Annotated in this window: 12 protein-coding genes, 1 pseudogene and 1 riboswitch; of the genes and pseudogenes, 8 read left to right on the forward strand and 5 right to left on the reverse strand. The window is 66.2% G+C overall.

Translation table 11 applies throughout. The annotated features are described in order from the left end of the window. Nucleotides 1-98: 98 nt before the first annotated feature. Nucleotides 99-2,945, reverse strand: coding sequence for a DEAD/DEAH box helicase (locus DYE23_RS04865; RefSeq protein WP_235660329.1), 2,847 nt, complete (start codon nt 2,943-2,945; stop codon nt 99-101). 119 nt (nt 2,946-3,064) lie between these two features. Here DYE23_RS04865 and DYE23_RS04870 point away from each other — a divergent pair, with 119 nt between their 5' ends. The 5 genes from DYE23_RS04870 (at nt 3,065) to DYE23_RS04890 (ending at nt 8,896) form a co-directional block, all read left to right on the forward strand. Continuing rightward, the gene (locus tag DYE23_RS04870; RefSeq protein ID WP_235660551.1) at nt 3,065-3,991 is read left to right on the forward strand and encodes a hypothetical protein; all 927 of its coding nucleotides are present in this window, start codon (nt 3,065-3,067) and stop codon (nt 3,989-3,991) included. 3 nt (nt 3,992-3,994) lie between these two features. Continuing rightward, the gene (locus DYE23_RS04875; RefSeq protein WP_115326652.1) at nt 3,995-6,748 is read left to right on the forward strand and encodes an AAA family ATPase; all 2,754 of its coding nucleotides are present in this window, start codon (nt 3,995-3,997) and stop codon (nt 6,746-6,748) included. A gap of 283 nt (nt 6,749-7,031) precedes the next feature. Beyond that, nucleotides 7,032-8,135 carry a hypothetical protein gene (locus tag DYE23_RS04880; protein ID WP_235660330.1) on the forward strand — a complete coding sequence of 368 codons (1,104 nt, stop codon included), beginning with the start codon at nt 7,032-7,034 and terminating at the stop codon, nt 8,133-8,135. Nucleotides 8,136-8,239: 104 nt separating this feature from the next. Next, entirely contained in the window at nt 8,240-8,479 is a 240-nt protein-coding gene (locus DYE23_RS04885; RefSeq protein ID WP_115326654.1) for an AbrB/MazE/SpoVT family DNA-binding domain-containing protein, read from the forward strand. A 6-nt stretch (nt 8,480-8,485) separates the two neighbouring features. Continuing rightward, nucleotides 8,486-8,896: a type II toxin-antitoxin system VapC family toxin gene (locus DYE23_RS04890; RefSeq protein ID WP_115326655.1), complete on the forward strand. Its 411-nt coding sequence runs from the start codon at nt 8,486-8,488 to the stop codon at nt 8,894-8,896. Nucleotides 8,897-8,917: 21 nt separating this feature from the next. Here DYE23_RS04890 and DYE23_RS04895 read toward each other — a convergent pair whose 3' ends face one another. Next, nucleotides 8,918-11,440, reverse strand: a complete 2,523-nt coding sequence (locus DYE23_RS04895) for an SEC-C domain-containing protein (RefSeq protein WP_115326656.1) — start codon at nt 11,438-11,440, stop codon at nt 8,918-8,920. 216 nt (nt 11,441-11,656) lie between these two features. On the opposite strand from DYE23_RS04895, the gene DYE23_RS04900 reads away from it, so the two are divergent. Next, a complete protein-coding gene (locus DYE23_RS04900; RefSeq protein ID WP_115326657.1) occupies nt 11,657-12,481 on the forward strand; it encodes a hypothetical protein in 825 nt (274 codons plus the stop codon). 352 nt (nt 12,482-12,833) lie between these two features. Here the strand turns inward: DYE23_RS04900 and DYE23_RS04905 are convergent. Then, nucleotides 12,834-14,261: pseudogene (locus DYE23_RS04905) on the reverse strand (ADP-ribosylglycohydrolase family protein); the annotation flags it as partial. 132 nt (nt 14,262-14,393) lie between these two features. On the opposite strand from DYE23_RS04905, the gene DYE23_RS04910 reads away from it, so the two are divergent. Then, nucleotides 14,394-14,696: a hypothetical protein gene (locus DYE23_RS04910; RefSeq protein WP_235660331.1), complete on the forward strand. Its 303-nt coding sequence runs from the start codon at nt 14,394-14,396 to the stop codon at nt 14,694-14,696. Between the two features lie 17 nt (nt 14,697-14,713). Here the strand turns inward: DYE23_RS04910 and DYE23_RS04915 are convergent, their stop codons facing one another. Both DYE23_RS04915 and DYE23_RS04920 read right to left on the reverse strand, forming a co-directional pair. Beyond that, complete coding sequence (locus DYE23_RS04915; protein ID WP_235660332.1) at nt 14,714-15,307, reverse strand: hypothetical protein; 594 nt, start codon at nt 15,305-15,307, stop codon at nt 14,714-14,716. A 48-nt stretch (nt 15,308-15,355) separates the two neighbouring features. Continuing rightward, a riboswitch (SAM riboswitch) is annotated at nt 15,356-15,467 on the reverse strand. A 45-nt stretch (nt 15,468-15,512) separates the two neighbouring features. Then, entirely contained in the window at nt 15,513-16,841 is a 1,329-nt protein-coding gene (locus tag DYE23_RS04920; protein ID WP_235660333.1) for a plasmid pRiA4b ORF-3 family protein, read from the reverse strand. 93 nt (nt 16,842-16,934) lie between these two features. Here DYE23_RS04920 and DYE23_RS04925 point away from each other — a divergent pair, with 93 nt between their 5' ends. Then, a complete protein-coding gene (locus DYE23_RS04925) occupies nt 16,935-18,587 on the forward strand; it encodes an SWIM zinc finger family protein (protein WP_147292265.1) in 1,653 nt (550 codons plus the stop codon). Nucleotides 18,588-18,592 lie beyond the last annotated feature (5 nt).

Consider the following 18,592-nt stretch of genomic DNA (forward strand, 5'->3'; position numbering starts at 1 on the left):
AATCTCCCGCGAGCCAGTCAGTATGAGGGTGGGTACCGACAAGTGGCTCTACTGCGGTGAAAAGATGTCCCGCGTCAATGCCGTTCGTGCAAGAAACGCTAGCCCCGCTCCACCCGGTACTTGCCCCCGACATTGGCAGCCACCTGCTTCTCGGTGCGTCTGCGGTCCATCTCGCCTGGCGCGGCCGCTGACCAGAACGTGATCTCGTCATTACCCGTGGTGAAATCCCAGCCCTGACCCGGTAATGCCGCCACGGGATCCAGTCCTCGCGCGGTCAATTCGTCGCGCACCTGCTCGCGCGCGGTGCGCCACGCGCTCGCGGTCGCTGGGCTTGCCGTTCCACGCACATACGCGACAGCGGCGATCTCGTGGTCCAGGTCGTCGCTGAACGCGGCAACCGCCGCCTCGGCCGCGGCGACTTCGCGCGGCTCGGGCGTCGCCCCCATCTCCAGGTCGGTGTATAGGCCCGGGCTCACCTGTTGCCGGTCACCCCCGACGGTCACGGCGTAGGTGGTGACTGTCGACGGATTCCCCTCGGCGGTGGCGACGACGGTCACCAACACATAATCATGGCTGGACCGATTGTCGGACAGCACAATTCCATGATTGAGCGACGAGCCGAATTCCTCGCCGGCGGCGTCGGCGAGCGCAGACACCAGAGGGTGCCCGGGTGCCATCAATTCCGGTGGGTCTGCCGCGAAGACCTGATCGTCAGAGTGCGCGAACGCCACCCTGTCGTAGCGGGCCATCAGCGACGACCCGAACTCGTCTCGCAGCCGTGTGGGCACATACCCGACCTGCCACGCATCACCCCGCATCGTGATGTCCACATGAAAGAGCGGCGCGGCCCGCAACATGAAGTCGCGGGTCACATCCGGCTGAAAACTCATTGCCTTCGCGATCTCCATGTCGCGACGCAGCACAGCGAGTTCCTCCGGCGTCAGCGTGCTCACCGATGCCGCCCGCTTCTCGACGGCCGATTCGAGGCGTCCCGACACCGACTCGAGCTGGGATTCGATCTCGTCGCGCTGCGCCTCTCCGCCCACCGCTCGCCGTAGCAATTGACTGAGGCTGATCTCGGTCAGCACCTCGCCGAGCACGTCGAACACCTGGTCACCGAGCGCCTCCCGCTGCACCTCGACCTTCTCGAGAAGGGTCTGAAAGACATCACCCTCTCGGGTGTCGGCGGCGACGAGATTCCACAGATGACAGGTGTGTCGTTGACCGATTCGATGGATCCGGCCGAACCGCTGTTCGAGCCGATTTGGGTTCCACGGCACGTCGTAGTTGACCATCAGGTGTGCGACCTGAAGGTTGACGCCCTCACCCGCAGCGTCTGTCGCAATGAGGACCGAGCTGCTCGGTTGCGTGATGAAGTTCGCCTGCGCGCGCCGGCGATCGGTCCACGACAGCGCACCGTGAATCACTTGAACGTCGACGGTCCTACCAAGGAGCTCAACGAGACGGTCCTCAAGGTAGTCGAGGGTGTCCCGATTCTCCGAGAAGATGATGATCTTGCGCCGCTGCCCGTCCGCCTCGAACATCGCTTCACTCGTGAGCAGCTCGGCGAGCGCAGCCCACTTCGCGTCGGCACGGGCCGAATAGACGGCCTCGGCCTTCGCGACGAGCCGATCGAGCACCAGGATCTCCGCCTCGAGCTCCGCGACTGTTCGCGCGTTCGTGGCGACGCTGACCACCTCGTCCTGGTACGTCTCCGCCCGCACGCTGCTCATCTCATCGGGATCGTCGTTGCCCACCCCGAGTGTCGCCGCGAGAGCCACGGCGATCTTCCCCTCGGCTGCCTGCGCCTGGTCCGCTTGCGCGCGCAGCCGGTCGCGCCGACGGGTGAGCGACCGCAGAATCGCCTGCGGAGAGGACGCCAGTCGGCGCTGGAGAACGACGAGCGCGAAACCCACACTGCGCCTGGTGTCGTCATCGGAGACCTTGTTCATCTCCTCACGCACGTACTCGCTGACCGCCTCGTAGAGCTCGCTCTCGACCGGGCTGAGTCGGTAGGGCACGGTGCTCGCGCGGCGCTCGGGAAACAGGGGTGTCCCGTCCAAGTGGACGAGTTGCTCTTTGACCAGGCGACGCATCAGTCCGTCGCCGGCAGGATCCTCGACGACGGGCTTATCCGCGGACCCCAGGAGCGTGAGGAATTCCCGATAATCGGCGTCCTTGCCGTTATGCGGAGTCGCCGTCATCAACAACGTGCTCGGGACCGCGTCGCGAATAGCCTCGGCGAGCTTGAAGCGCTTTGTCTTGGTGACCGTGCTGCCCCAGGAGCTGACGGAGAGTTTGTGCGCCTCGTCAAAGATGGCCAGGTCGTAGTCTCCATCGACGGCCTTAGCCGTCAGTTCGCTACTGCGGCTGAACTGGTCGAGCCGAGCGATGAGAAACGGGAAGTCCTGCAGTGACTCGTGCGGCGAATCACCCAGCAACGAATTCTCGAAGATCTCGAAGTGGAGTGCGAATTTTTCTCTCAGCTCGTTCTGCCATTGCTCAACGAGACTTCCGGGCACCACGATGAGACACCGCCGGATCCAGCCCCGCGCGAGCGCCTCTTTGATGAACAGGCCCGCCATGATGGTCTTTCCCGCGCCGGGGTCGTCGGCGAGCAGGAATCGTTTCGGGTGTCCGGTGAGCATGCAGTCGTAGACAGCCTGCACCTGATGCGGCAGAGCTTCGACATTGGACGACGACACCGCGAGCAGCGGGTTGAGCACGGCCGCGTGCCGCAACCGCAGGGCTTCGATCGCGAGCCAGAACTGGTCGGGATCGGCGGCGAGGGTAGGGCCTCGACCGCCCACCGGCAGAACCTTCCTCAACTCGTCCGCAGAGAGAAGCCGCGAGTCCTCGATGCCGAACTCATCCCGATAGCGGACGAAGGCCCCGGAGCCGGCGGCGGTGATGTCGACGATCTCGACGACCGCATCGAATGCCAATCCCTCGACTTTGCTTCCCGGCGACAGGTGAGCGAAGCCAGGCAGCACCTCGTCTCCAATCTTCCGGGATCAGCTACCCGCATGATAGACAGCAACGGGGAGGATTCGGCGTGGACATCATGGTTGCCAGTGGGGTGCAACTCGACCATGCGTGGGTCGGTCTCGGTGCTGAATTCGGAGCGGCGTTACGCGATTGGTCGCGTCAAGTGCTGGCGCTCGTTGTCGAGGAGGCCAACCGCCGGGGTGCTGGAACGTTGCTGATCGCGGGCGGTCTCTTTGACCGGACGTCCGTGTTACCTGCCACCGTCGATTACGCGTCCCAGATACTCGGCACGTTCGGCGGCGACGTTGTCGTCGTTCCCGGCAAGCCCGACTGGATCGACGGCACCAGCCTGTACAACACTCACCGCTGGGCTCCCAATACCTCGATCTGTTCGTCCTCCGAATACCAACCCTGCGCGACCGCGCCGTCGGTATGGGTGAGCGCGTGGACCTCGCCGGGTGGCGCCGTCCCACGTCTTCCCGACGTGCCGGAACCGCACGTGCTCATCCGCGCCGGCGCGGGTGGCGACGGCAGAATCCTCGCCGTCCCGAACCTCGTCCGTGATCCACGTGAACCGGGAGGGTTCGCCGTGCTGATCGACGGCACCTCGCCCGAAGAGCCTGCCCGGCGGGTCGATCTACCAAGCCAACCCGGATCGTTGGCAGACCTCGACGTCACAGACGCCGCGCACTCCGACGCGCTCGCGGCCGCCGTGGAGGCCGTCCTCACGCCGGGACATCCACTGCTTCTGCGACTGGTCGGCACGCTCGCACCCGGGGTACTGCTCCCGGGATTCAGCGGACCGGACCGAAACCTTCCGTCCGACGTCGTGCTCGACGTCGATTCTCTGAGCTTCGCCACACCGTCGGTGGACCCGGCCGACCGCAGCGCCCGAGCCGAATTCCTCCGAGCGATGGCGCACGCCAACGCCTCTGACTTGCAACGGCATCAGACCACCGCCCTCGGTCTGGCCGCACTCGACGCCTCAGTCCAGGGGGCGTGACACATGCGCATCGACCGCGTCATCGGCACCGCGTTTGGTCCACTCCGCGGCGAAACACTGCAGTTCGCACCCGGTCTCAATGTCGTACACGGACCCAACGAAGCGGGAAAGTCCAGTTGGTTCAACGCCACGTACACGGCTCTCGCCGGACGGCGGAAGTACAAGGGCAGAGGCAGTGCCGCCGAGACGGAGTTCAGGAACCGACACAAGCCCTGGTCGGGCTCCAAATGGGCTGCCGGCGTTGCCGTCACGCTCGACGACGATCGCGCACTGGCTATTACCCAGGATCTTGCGAAGGGAGAATGGACGATCGTCGACGGCTCGACTGCCCAGGCGATATCCGATGCTGAATTGCTCACGGACGCAAGCCTGGACGGCACCCGCCTACTGGGCCTCAACCGCCACTCAGCGCGATCGACCATCTTCACCGGCCAAGCCGACATCCTCCGAGTGCGCGACGACGCCGGCGAACTTCAGGAGCTCCTGGAGAGGGCCGCCTCGACCGGGGCGACCGATGCGACTGCCGACGCGGCGCTGGCCTGGCTCAAGGAGCGACGTGCCGAATGGGTGGGAGTGGCGCACGGAAAGAAGCCGCTCGCGACCACCCGAGCTGCTCTGAACGCGTCGCGAGCGCTGGCGCAGACACGACGAGACGACCTCGCTGAGCTCCTCGAGACCATTGCCAACCGTCAGAAGCTTGTCGCACCCCTCGTGAAAGCCCGCGCGAAAGTCGAACTGTCCGAACGCTTCGTGAAGTGGCAGAGCGTGTACGAGTTGCGGGGCCGTGTCGAGAAGGCTGCAGAGCTGTCGACCAGAGTGGCTCAACTACGCGAAGCCGACCTGACTGTTGACGAGGAGAAAGCCGCGGCCGCCACCGAGGCTCTGGTGGTGTTTGACCGCGGGACCGATGTAGCGCCACTGGGTGACGGACCGACAGCGGCCGAGCTGCAAATCCAGATCGACGAGCTGCCCCAGGTGCCGGAGGGTGATCGCGAGCCACGTCAAGACGTCGTCGACGCCCACAGCGACCTGCTCAAGGCTCAAACTGCACTCGACACCCACATGCAGGCCACGCCGCCCGACGTCGAGCCACCTCCACCGACCACACTCTTCTCGGACGAGTTGCGCACTCTCGCTGATGTTCTGGCGTCGCCGCCGCCTGTGGTGGACGCGGCTGCGGTAGCGGCGTTTCAGCAGGACAGGGAACAGCGGACGGCGCAGTTGGCAGCACTGCAGCGCAACGTCGACGAGTACGATGCCGCGTACCGGCAGGCGAAGGTCGATTACGACGCCGCCGTCGAAAACGGTGGACTGGCTCTCGAGTTGGCCGCGCTCCACGCCATTGAGCGATCGGCCGCTGAAGACGTTTTGGCCGCCCGTCGCAGACAAGTCGACCTTCTGACGGGAGCACTGTCGGCGCAGGAAGTTCAGGCGGGCGTGATGGCGCAAGAGGTTGCGCTACGCCAACATCAGGAACGCGTCGGTGCCGCCCAAGCCCAGGTACGTGAGGAATCGCTCGACGCCGACCCGGAGGCCCTGAAAAAGATCGCCCGCGAGATTGATGCCGCCGGCGCAGCGCGGATCGCGGCAGCCAAGCATGCGGATCGAGCCGCGGAGTTCCGGGCCGCACGAGACGACCGCGTCCGAGCACTTGCGCGCCTACTCGGGGGACAGGATCCTCTCACCACGGAAGATCCTCTTGCGCAGACACTTCAGAGGTTCACCGACTACGTCGAGGCCTGCAAGTCTCGCGCGGAGGTCGCCAACCAAGCCGCTCGTCACGCCGACCTCGTCGAGGCGCATAGCCAGCGGCTACAGCTCGAAGCGAGCCACCTCCAGGCGCTCTCCGTGCGTGAAGCGCAAGGACGCGAGGTGATCCAGCGTGCCGCTGGCCTTGGCGTAACCGCCGATACTCTGGAGACCGCGATCGAACAGCTACGCCGGTGGGTGAGTGAGCAAGACGCAAAGCGCGCGGCGCTGACCAAGTGGAAGACCGACGTCGCCCTACTCGAACAACTACTGAGTGGTCGCGAACTGGCTGACCTGCAAGCGGATCTCGCGACGTTGACTGCGGGCGCCGGTGAGGAGCCGGAGGAGCCGATGCCGCCGGATCTGAACACGTTCGTCACGGAGGCAAAAGCGCTCTACGACAGGATGATCGACCTCGACGGTCAGCTCAAGGGAAAGATTCAGGCCCTCGGCAACGCCCTCGGGTCGGTGGCGGAGGCCGTGGAGGAGGAGGCCGACGCACAGCGGGCAGTCGATCAGGTCGAGACGTTGGCGTCGTGTCTGGACGCGGCCACCGCCGAACTCACCAACGCCAAGGAACGCGCCAACGCTTCCATTGCACCCGCTCTCGCTGATCGGATGCGGCCTTGGCTACCCAGGGTGACCAACGGCCGGTACCGTGACGTCACCGTCGATCCGGGCGATCTGACGATCCACGTGACAGAGACGACCGGCCAAGTACGCCAAGCAGATCGGCTCTCACTCGGTACGACCGAACAGATCTACCTCCTACTTCGGGTAACCCTCTCGGAAGTACTCTCCGGTGGCGCCGAGACCGCGCCGCTGATCTTCGACGATGTCACCACCCAGTCGGACACCACTCGCACGCTCGCGGTGATGGAACTGCTGCATGAGCTCAGCGCAGAGCATCAGGTCATCCTCTTCTCTCAGGAGGACGAAGTCGTCGAGTGGGCGCAGCGAAACATCGATCCCACGAGGGACAGGATTATTCCGCTGCCGGCGCCCTGAATCAACGTCGATTCGAAGCGCGGAATCAACCCAAACCACTCGAGTCCCGCGTCGCCAAACTCATCGCGGTGACGGCTTGATCGTCCACGCCCGAAAAAGTAGCTCTCTCGACGGATGGCTGTACCGCCGAACACCGGTACGCCGTCAACGACTTCGTGTCCAGGGGGAACTCCTGTGGTCGGTGGTTCGGGGTAGGACCGCCGACGGTCCTGAGGCTGTCTGCCATGACGAGGGCCTCTCCGAGTGTGCCGACATGTCGGGGCTCCCGCGTAGCGTCCGCGTCATGAGTCACGGGCGTAGAAACCGCAAGATGAAGCAGGCGCGCCGCGATGCGCTTCGTGCAAAGAAACGCCGGGTGGATGCAGTCCCCGAACCGCCTCCCGATGATGTGTCGCCGCTCTCGTTCGCGATGGAGAACCCCTGGGGTCTCTTGATGTTCGCGAGCGAGAAGGTCGAGGCGGCGAAGCCAGACCCCGTCGCGAATTGGCGCCTTGATAAGCGCACTTCACTCGACTTCGGCCACCTCCTCCAGAATTTCCGCAACGCTCCCAATTCCGAGAGCGCCATGCTCGTCGCTCTGTTCAGTGAACTGTTGGACGATGAGGCGCTGCAGCAGCGCTATCGTTCGGCGCTGGACGCGTACAACGGGCCGCTACCGCTGTGGGCCGCTGGACTTCGCGAGGTCGAGGTTCATCGGGCGGTGCGTCACTCCCATGTGCTCGGAGATTTCGACGAGCTCTGGATCGGCGCCCGACTCGCCGACGGACGGGAAGCGACCTGTGTGGTCCGGATGGAGCACCTCGAAGACTCCGAGATCGTCGATGCAGACCTCTGGGTCGACGCGATCGACATCCACTTGCGGCGAAGCTCCAATGCTGACTTCACCACCATGGACATGAGCCTCGCCGATGCGCGGGCGTGGATCGAACGCAGCCTGCAGCAGAAGTTCGTCTTCCGGGAGACCGCGACGTGGCCTGGTTGCCGACCGCTGGTGCGATGGTTGGTCGGTCATCTACCGGAGGGCGGCGACGGGTACCAGTGGTCGGGCTCGGCATGGGGATCGGGCAGAGCACTGGGCGACGAGTTCTTCGGATGTGAGGCCGGCGCACGCTTCGATCGCCGCGACCACCTGCTCCTCTTGACGGACCTCATGCAATCCGGGACGGGGGATCCCCTGCGGTGGAGCGCCCGGCGCGTCGAGCATGTGCTCGAATCATCGACGCTCCACGACCACTCGTTGAAAGTCCTCCTGGAGGTACCCGCGCTCCTGCGGGCATTCATCCCGTTCGCGCATCAGCGAAGCGGGATCCGCGACGGCTTGACCGCAGAAGCCCTGACCGCCCTCGATGGGAGCCAGACCGGTGACGGGTTGAGAGTCGCAGGGTAGACGTGGGTCGTCAACTGTTGTTGACGTGGACCAAGCGCATAAGGTTTCTGAGCGTCGCCGACGCCGCAACCATGGCAATGGGATTTCACTGGTAGCGTGGCCCCATGGAGGCTGTGATCGATTCCGGTGGTCGAGTGGTATTACCGAAGCAACTGCGGGACGCCTTAGGTTTGACCCCCGGCATGAAAGTGGACATTTCTGCCTACGGCGTTGGGCTGCAGATCGTTCCGGGCGGGCGAACCGCTCGACTGGAACGCGACGACGATGGTCGTCTCGTGGCGCAAGCCGACACCGTCGTCACCGACGAAATGATGTTCGCCATCATCGACTCCGGTCGGCGCTGATAAACGATGCCTGTCACAGCGGTTGATACGAGTGTCGCTGTACCGCTGCTCGTCGGCTCCCACCGGGAACACGCCGCCGTGGCGAGATGGGCAAAAGGCAAGACGCTGGGACTGAGCGGGCATGCGCTGACCGAGACGTACTCGGTGCTGACACGGCTACCCGGTGATGCGCGACTGCTCCCGCGGGATGCGGTCGCACTGATCGACGCCAACTTCACCGCATCCCTCACACTCGGCGCCCGCGTCGCACGTAGTGCGCATCGCGAGTTGGCTCGACGAGGAATCGGCGGCGGTGCGACTTACGACGGACTCGTTGCGCTGGCGGCGCGAGAACACGGGGTGGCGCTGGCAACTCGTGATGCCCGCGCCAGGGCGACTTACGAAGCCCTGGGTGTGGACACCGAAGTCGTTGCATGATGACGCCGAGCCGCTAGCCACTCACTCCAACCCCAACGCCGCCCGCAGCCGGTCCGCATTCATCCCGTGCCGGCCCGCGTCGGTGGGGAAGGAATCGAGAAGCCGGATCAGGTCAGGCCGACGGGTCGGGTCGTCGGCTGCCTGGCGCGGAGTGTGCCCGTCGAGCGCCGGGATCGATTCGTCGAGCCACTTCGCCTCGTAGTCCAGGATCATCGCGTCCAGCAGTGCGGCCACTTGCGGGTCGTCCGGGTCCACCGCGCCCTTCGCCGTTGCCGGCATCTGCGCAGCCATGTCGCGCGGGTCGTCCATCGGTGTGCGCGTGTCATCGACAACCTGCATCCCCGGGTCGAGCCGTTCCAGGGTCTCCAGCACCCGGTCCATCCGTTCCTCGCTGTTGGTCTCCACCCGCAACGTGTCACCGTCGAGCACCACCGTCGCGCGGATGCGCTCCGCGCCGTGGGTGGTGACATGCTCGAACCACTGCGGCAACTCCGCGTCCTCGACTCGGTCATAGGTGTCGTCGAGAGCCGCTTCGATGCGCGCCGAATCACTCACGCGGACAACCGCTTCGCAGATGATCAGCGGGTCGCCCTCGGTGTTGGTCAGCGTCGGCGGAGCGAACCGACGGCTCAGAAATGCCACGACCTCCACAGGGTCAGGTCCCTCGTCGAGTAATGCGATCAGCGCGCTGCGGTCATGCAGCCCCACGGGTTCCAACCCTCCGAAGAACTGTGCGGTGCCGTCACCGGCGGGCAGCACCCGGGTGCAGATCAGCTGTCCCGCCTTGAGCTGCCGGCTGGCAGTGCGCTCCTGAACCTCGTGGACGTCACCGGTGCGCACGTCGCGCACCGTCAGCCCGTGGCCGGGCCGCACCTGCCCGACCTCGAACAGCGATCGGTCGATCAGCAGCCACTGCTGGGCCAGGGACCGCTCGTCGTCGGGCAGCAGCGGCCCGCGGACGGCCAGGAAGTCCGCGAACGCCTCTCCCTCGAACAGCGCCGCATCGATCACCAGCGGGTCGATCATTTCATCGGGCGCATCCTGATGCCGGTGACGTTCAAAGTGCAGCTCGGCGACCAGGCCGCGCCACTCGCCGGCCAGCGTGTGCTGCGCGGCCTTGGCGTACAGCCACCCCACCCGCTCCGGCAGCGACAACTGCTCCCTGCCGAGATGGCACTTCTTGTATTTGCGACCCGAACCGCACCAGCACGGTTCGTTGCGACCCACGTCGGGGCGCGCCTCGGCCCGATGGCTGCGCAGCATCGTGAGCATCGGATCGTCCGGTGCGGCACCCGCACGGTGGAGCAGTGCCAACCCGCGCTCGACGTCTCCGCGGTCCGACGCGATCCGGGCCAGGTCATACAGCGGCAACGGCCAGTCGGTGTCCATGGTTTCAGCGGCCAGCAGCTCCCGCTCGGCGGCCTCGATGTCGCCGATACGCTCCAGCGCCACCGCGCGCAGCCAGCGGAATGCGACCCGGGCCCGGCGCGGCACCTGCGGCTCCAGTGTCTCGGCGAACAACCCCAGTGCCGCGGCGCCGTCGGGATTGCGACCCACCGTCTCCGCAAGCAACACCTCGGCCAGACGGGGATCGGCCAGCCCCGCCCCGAACTCGGCGACCAACTCTCGGTAACCCTCGACCGCCGGTGTCGGCGCGTCCCCGTCGGGCACCTCCTCGTCATCGGTTAGGGGCATCATGACCAGCTGCGACATCTGCTCATAGATCGACACCAGCGTGCGCAAGGCGAGCGCGGCATCCTCATCGATGTCGTACCGCCTGCTCAGCACCTCGCAGTCCAGGTCGAAGCGCCACCGGTCGTAGTCGAAGTCTGCGGGGGCGAGCAGGTCGAGCCGGCGCACCAGGTTGTGGTCGTCGGCGATCTCCGACAGCGGCGGCACCGGCTCGGTGAACAGCGACGGATCCGCCGAACACGCGCTCCACACCGCGGAATCGAACGGCGTGGGTTCGTCAGGGTCCAAGGTGGCCGCCAGCGCGGCCCCAACCTGCGGCGCCGGGCCCGCGGTCGCTTTCGACAGGGTGAGTCCCGCAGGCGCCAATCGCAGACCGACCAGGTCACCGGCCTCGAGGCCGAGGCCGCGCAGCGTGCCAGGCGGCAGGACCAGCGCGCCGCCGTCGTCGACCATGTCCAGCGGGACGTCCCGCTCGTCGAACACCTCGTCGAACGCTGGTAACGCCACGCTGACCGGGGTGCCGTCGGCCAGCTGCGCGTACTGCTCGAACTCGCAGAGGTGGGTGATCGGGTCGAGGTCCGGGGTGACGACCAGGATGTCGTGAGCCATCTCCTGGGCGTCGACCCGGTGTGTGAATATCCGACCGGCCAGCAGGGCGGGCAGCCATACCCAGCTCTCATCTGCTAAAGGAACTGCAGCACAATTGATCTCGTTCAACAACTGCGGCAGCACATCCTCCGCATCCGGGATGCCCGCCTCGTGCAGCCGTTGCGCGATGTCGTCCTCGTGCAGCGGGCCGTGTTCGACCAGGATTCGCGCAAGGACGTCGGTGGGGTCACGCTTCGCAGCCACCTGGCCACGGTAGGTGATCGAGCAGCCTCTCGGCGAGGGCCCCAGATGGTATTGGCGAATGACCTAGCAATGTGTCGGATGGTCCGATTAGCCTTCGGTGGGAGTGGCATGTTGGGGGACCGGTATGGGGTATTGGCCGATGAGGGGAAGCGGTTGGGTGTCGGGTGGCACGCAACGATCTGAAGTCGTGCGCGCCGAGTACGACTGGGCGTCGCGATGAGCAAGAAGAGCGCCGACGGCTCGAGCGCCATCGGCGCTCTCATTTTCTTCGCGGTCGTCCTGATCGCGATGGTCCCGAAACCGGTGTGGATCACCCTGGGCGTCATCGTCGGCGCCATCATCGTGACCTGGGTTGTATATCGCATCGTCGGGGCCGTGGAAGCGGGTCGTGCCGCCGAAGAGGAACGGCAACGGGTCGAGCGGGCACAGCGGGCTGCTGCCGAGAAACGCGAGCGCGACGAACGTCTACGCAGAGAGAAGCAACGGCGCATCGACACTCTCGGTAAGCAGAACGCTGCCCGGGTCGAATCCGCGCTGACAGCCATAAGGCAGGTCACGTCCTCCGAAGCAGCCCGCGCGGGATGGTTGGGCGACATCGACTTCGGCGCCGACCTCAAGAGCATCTCGGAGAACTTCGCGAAGGCGCACGCGCTGCAAGGTGTGACGAGCAAGCTCTCGGCTCTGGACAAGCCGAATGCCGACGACAAGAGAATCCTCGCCGAGGCCAAGGCGACGATCACCTCCCTCGAACGGACGGCGATCGAGCGGGTGACACTGATCGAAAGGTGCGCCACCGAAGCGAAACTCATCGACAAGTCACTCCAGGCGGAACGCGACGATGCCCGCGTCGCCGAACAGCGCGCCGAGTTGCACGGCGAGTTAAGTGCGATGCTGTACGGCATCGAGGCGGCACCGACCGCCACTCCGAGCGAATCGGCCGCCGACGCGATCATGGCCCGCGTACAGGCTTACCGCGAGATCAAGAACCAGATTCAACTGGCGCGGGACAACGGCCCTGACGGTGGGGTTACGCGCGCATGATCTTCCACAGGGTGCACGACTACGGCCGCGATGGCCTCAGATGACGCTCACTCTCCGCGCGACCTCCGTGCCGTTCGATGAGAACGTCAAACGGTGTCCGCCCCTTCGCATCTCGTAACGACCTCACCGCGCCGCGCCGAATCAACTCCGAGACGATGCCGGCAGGTGCGCCGTGCCACGCCGCCTGGTGCAGCGCGGTGAACCGCGCCGAGCCATCCGGACGCACCCCGTTGACGTCGACCTGCGTTCGCGGGTCGTCGAGCATCGCGAACACGGTCGCCCAGTCACCGACCTTCGCCGCGTCCGCGAACCGGTGCTGGGCCGCCTCTGCAAACGCAGAAGGCGGGCTGGGATGCAAGCGCTGCAACGCCTTTCGGAAAGCGGGGTTGGGGTGCGCGCCCGGCAGTGCTTTCTGGATGTCGGCCAGCGCCCGATCGACACCGACACCCCGAAGCCGTGCTCCGTACAGCGCGCCCACCGTGGGTGTGCGGCTGTACGCGCCGACGCAATGCACCAGCACGGTGCGTCCCTCGCGGCGTAGGCGCTCCACAGCGCGCACCGCATCGAGCAGGACGAAGTCGAGGTGCGGGTTCTCGTCGTCGGCGACCCGGTCGATCAGACGCACTTCGACGTGCGGCATAACCGCGGGGACGTCGTCGTCGGCCAGTCGGCACAGCGACATCACCGCGTCGACATCCGCCGGGAGTCGGCGCAGCACCCCGATACCGCCGAGCATCACACCGTCGTCGTACGGATGACGCGCGACCGCGTCGACCGAGGAACCGGGATAGGTGAAGTCGAACTGGTCCGGTTCACCACCACGGTGGATCGCCGACGCCACGCCAACGAGGTTGCGCGCCGTGACCCCTGGCCATCCGTGCAGCAATTCTCGCCACTGCACGGGCACCGCGGATGCCCCGTACGCCGCGCCGAGCAGTCCTCCCGCGATCGCGGCGACGGTGTCGGTGTCGTGGCCCGCCCGCACCGCGGCGTCGAGCGACAGCCGGAGATGATCAGCGTGAAACACCCCCGACGCCGGGTCGTCGACGGGCACGGGCGTGGTGCTGATCGCCGACCACGCCGCCTGCAGCGCGGCCACCACCCAGCCGTTGTGCGCGAACGACGACGGGCGTCCTGCCTCGGCCGCATCCAGCCGCTCCTGCCACACCTTGCGGCGGCTCCAGTCGATGTGGCGCAACCCGATTCGGACGTCGATCTGCGCGGTGAGCACTGCGTGCCGGATTGCGCAGCACCACAGCACGCACGCATCGCCGGCGTCGGGATCGAAATGGGTGAGCTCGCTCAAAGCCCGTGCCGCCTCGACCATCGCGTCCTCGTCGTCGAGGTAGGCGAGCGCCACCGGCGCGGTCCGCATCAGCGAACCGTTGCCCGCTGTGCGACCGGTGCGCGCGTGCAGTCTGGCTGCTGCTTCACGGGCGCGCGCTGCTGTGACGACACCCTCCTGCGCGGCGGCGGTGAGCACCGAGCGGGTCTGAACACCCACGTCCTTCGCCCGCCGCGACCATTCGTGCCAGCGCGCGACGACCGCGTCCTGGGCATCCTGCGTACGCAGGTCGGCACCGGTCGCGGCCACCTCGGCGACGGCGATCGCCATCGAGGTGTCGTCGGTCCACTCGCCGCGCTCCCAGATACCACCCCCGACCATCGCGACCTCGAGTTCGGGGCCACGCGGCGAGCCGAACTCGTACGGCGCGCCGAGCGCGTCACCGGCCGCGGTGGCCAGCAGGACACCCTCGATGCGGTCATGCAAAGACGTCATGACATCCCCCTCTACCCCGTTAGCGCATATTTGCGCTAATTACTTCTCACTGTACGCCGAGGTTCCGACAATGACTACACACCGTCCCGAGATGGCGGCGGGCAGAGGCTACGGATCACCCGAATGTTGTCGATGGGGGCACAGTCGTCAGCCCAGGGCGCGCGCATCCTGGAGATCTTTCTGGACCGAATGGTGTGGACCGCCGCCACGCAAAGCGCACTCGCGAGCGAGTACCTGTTGGACAAGCGTTATTCGAGCGGACTGTCCGATCCAGACGCTGCACTCCGGGACCTCGTGATCGCGATGACCGAAAAGGCAAGTGCCGAAGCGAAGTCGAGCAGCGGATGGACGCGAGTTGCCGACTGCTTGCGCAGCCTCGGAGCCGACGATGCGCTGATCACTGGCGTCGACTCGGATCGGTCGCACAGAAGTTGATCGTCGCCGGAGTCGGCCTACGGCAGTGGCAGCGGATACTCCGGGCCGATCAGCCGAGCGAAGGCGTCCCGCGAGGCACGTGGGCCAGGCGGAAGCTCCTGCTGCCATACCCGCAGAGGAACGTCGGCCTGCGGATCGAAGTGGCCCGCCAGCCGGCGGTACTCGTGCTTGCGCCATTTCAGTAGACGGCCGATACCGTCCGCGAAGTCTGTCAACCGCTCGATCTGCCGCTGTTGGACTTCCGGCGGGGCACCGGCCCGCACCCCGAACCCGTTCATCACGCTGTGCCGGCCCAGGGCGAAGGGACGAAAACCCCACGCGGCCTCCACCGCGGAGTTGACGGCCCGGCAGTCCTGGCACGCCAGCCACGACCAGCGTGAACGGCCGCCGGCCGTTGCCCGGAGGCAGATGATGCACAGGTCGCGTTCCCGCGAGACGTCGGCGTCTCCCCAGACAACTGGGTGGTTCTCATGTCGGCAGGACTGCCACCGCACCCCTCGGTCCGAAGGTGATCGTGTGGGCAGCTGAACCGGTCCGCGCAGCCCGCCGCACGGAATGTGCACGGACAGTTCGGTAATACGTTCGCGCAGAGCCGCATCGGCGGCGCTCACCTTTCGCTGGTACATCGTTCGCCGTTTCTCGCGACGCCGCACTCGGGCGTCCACCGCTTGCACGCAGGGCGTGCCCGCTCTTCCCCTGGGGCACCGTGCGGTGGTCGCGCGGTTGCCGGGACGACGGGCCAGGTACCCGAACAGTCGTCCGCTCGTGAGCTGAAGTCAGACTAAACCAACGCACCGACAAGATGGCGTACTGTCCTCAACCGCCGAGCGCCCTCCGTGCCAACGCGGCCGCTATCGGACTGACGATGTCACGCCGACGCCAGGTGGCGGGCTGATCGGTGACGTTGATCAGAACCTCGTATGCGGGGAGGTCGCGCACGACGGATCCGGTGACGGGAGTTCCGTTCGCGTGGCGCCACCCGAGTTCGGTGAGGATCGCGGCGATTGTGCTCAGCGGAAGTTGCTTATCCGGGGACGCCGCGGCGTAGGCGAGCATCACCAGGCTGGCCTGCACCTGGAACCTGTCGCCGGGCTTGGGGTTCGACCGACTGGCCAGGTGCTCCCATAACGCGTTGACATCGCGCTGGGCGGCTCGGCCGGCTTTCGTGAGCACCAGTGTGCCCTTGACCTTGCGGAGCAGTCCCAGATCCTGCACTGCCTCGCGGAATTGCAGCAGCGGGTAACAGTGCGCCTCGCGGTTCTTCGCTCCGATCCAATCCGCCATCACCGGAACCACTTTCGACGCCTCCACCACGTCTGCCGGTTTGAGGTAGCCCGCCCCGGTCAGCGGGATGCCGCCGTCTGCCGCCCGATCCAAGAACCACTGGAAGCCGCGCAGGTGGCCGACCAGATCCGCCGCCTCAAGCGAGATGGGTTCCCCGGTCAGCGCGAGCGCCGCCTGAGACAGGCTGTCGCCATGCGCGGTGTAGGCGAGCTGGTGAACCAGGTCGACCAGACGCGGGTCGACCTTCGCGTCGCGCAACACGAAGTACGGGCCGCGCAGCGCGTCGTTGATCCGATCCTGCTCGAAACGGGCGGGGTCGGGAAGCACCTCGGCGAGGCCTACCGCGTCGACCAGGTGCCCGCAGTCCTCCGGCGGGGCGGCCCGTTCACCGCCGACGACCAGCGCCACCGCGTACTCACCCTCGGCGGGCAGCACCTGCTCCAGGTGCAGCGTCAGCTCCCAGTTGTCGCCGTAGTCGTAGAGGTAGTGCAGCGCATCGCCAGGAGTAGTGAGGGTTTCGTCCAGACGGGTCTCGGCGGCAGGAACGCCGTCGTCCTCGAAGTCGGCCTCCTCGACGTCGTACGGGCACAGAAACAGTTGGCTGTCTCGGTCGAAGGCCCCGCCGCCGAGCGAGAAGCGGTGCAGATGGGAGTCGGTCCAGTCGAACGCCACCTGCAGGACCTGATGTACCACGTCCAACGTCAGATCCGAGCGAAAATCGATACACCGCCAGATCGGCGGATCGGCGTCGTCGATGTCCACCCTGACCCGGTACACGACGACATCACGTCGCCGCGGGTGCCGCAGATCGGGCCGCGACTCCAGGTCGGTCACCACACGCAGGTGCGAGCGGGTCGTCATCGGACCCGCATCGCAAGGCTCGCCGTGTTCATCCTGATCACTGTAGAGCCGTGCCGGTCGCGGGTGAATGTGCTCGTCGGGCACCATGACGCTATGCCGTTATCGGAGGCGATGCTGCTCAATGTGGCCGGCGAACGGGTCTTTGCCCGCGGTGGAGACTACGTCCGCTATGTCCGTGGTCTGCGGGTCGCCACCGACAAGGCACATGCGTCGGTCCAGGCCAAGAGTGTCTACACCGTCGAACTGGACTGGTCAGGTCCACTACCCGCCGGCTCCTGTACCTGCCTTCATCACGCCGACGGTCACTTCTGCAAGCATCTGGTCGCGGTCGGGCTCGCGGCGATCGCCCGCGGCGAAGGCAGCTTCGACATCACACCCGAATCTGCGGTGCGGGCAGCGGTGGACGCGATGGACGTCCATGAGCTCCGCGACCTCGTCATGACGCTCGCACGGCGTGACGGCGAAGTTCGCCGCATGCTGGAGGTACGTGCGACGGCTGAGTCCGGGGACGACGCCGCCGCCAAAGCCGACTTCGAGGACTACGTGCGAAATGCATTGCAATCCTACGGCTTCACCGACTATCGGGAATCCTTCGTGGCGGCCGAAACGGCGGGTCGGGTGCTCGACGAGCTGGAGAATCACCTCAACGATGGGGCCGCCGAGATCGTGCGGCCGGCCCTGTTGTCTGCGTTGACGCTGCTGCGCTCGATCACCGAGCATGCCGACGACTCGTCCGGAGCCATCGGGGGTGAATGCCAGCGGGCTGCCGAGCTGTACGCGCGGGCCTGTCGGGAGGGTGCGCCCGATCCGGTGGACCTCGCACTCTGGCTGGTGAAGTTCCGTGCGGACTCGCCAGGTTGGCCGGATGTGGCGTTGGCGGACTTTGTCGACGCGTTCGACGACCACGCGCTCGCTGCCTACCGTCGGGCGGTATCCGAACTCGACCACGAACTCGCAGAAGGCGATCGCTGGAGTCGCTTCCACGTCGACACCATGCTGCTGGAGCTCGCCGACCACGACGGCGACGTCGATCGGGCGGTCCAGCTGCTGAACGAGCGCGAACACCCTCAGTACGGGGCGATCATCGCCCGGTTGCGGGCAGCCGGGCGTGACGAAGAGATTCTCACGTGGATCGATCGCGCCGTGGCGGAGGGGCGCGTCAGCGGGCAGGGTGGCGGCACCGCGTACTGGCTCAGTCCCGTCGACGTCGCGCGAACCTACCAAGCACACGGCCGCGTCGTGGACGCGATCGGCGTCTTGCGCACCGACTTCGTCAGGCAGCCCTCGGTTCGTTCCTATCAGGCGCTGTGCGGCTTCGCCGCAGGCATCAAAAGCGCTGACACTGAACGCGAATGGGCGTTCGATCATGCGCGGCAGCTGGCGTCGGACCGTCCGGGTGGCGGTGCGGTTCTGGTTCTACTGTTGTTGAGCGAAGGTGACCTCGACGCGGCCTGGGAGGCCGCCGACCGGTATGGCCCCGGCGGGGCGTGGAAGGAGCTCGCCGACCGCGGCGCCGAGGCGCGGCCGGTGGCCGCTGCCGAGCTGTATCGGCCCCAACTCGAGGAGGATCTTCGATACGCCAACACCAGGCTCTATCCCGGTATCGCCGCGACCTTGGTGACCATGGCCGAGCTCTACGAACGTGGCGGGCGCAGCGACGATTTCGCGGTTCTCCTGGCGCAGATCCGCCAGGACTACGGTCGGCGACCGTCGCTGATGAAGGCGCTCAAGGCAAAAGGCCTCTGATGGCC

It is taken from the genome of Mycolicibacterium gilvum, assembly GCF_900454025.1.
Classification (GTDB): Bacteria; Actinomycetota; Actinomycetes; order Mycobacteriales; family Mycobacteriaceae; genus Mycobacterium; species Mycobacterium gilvum.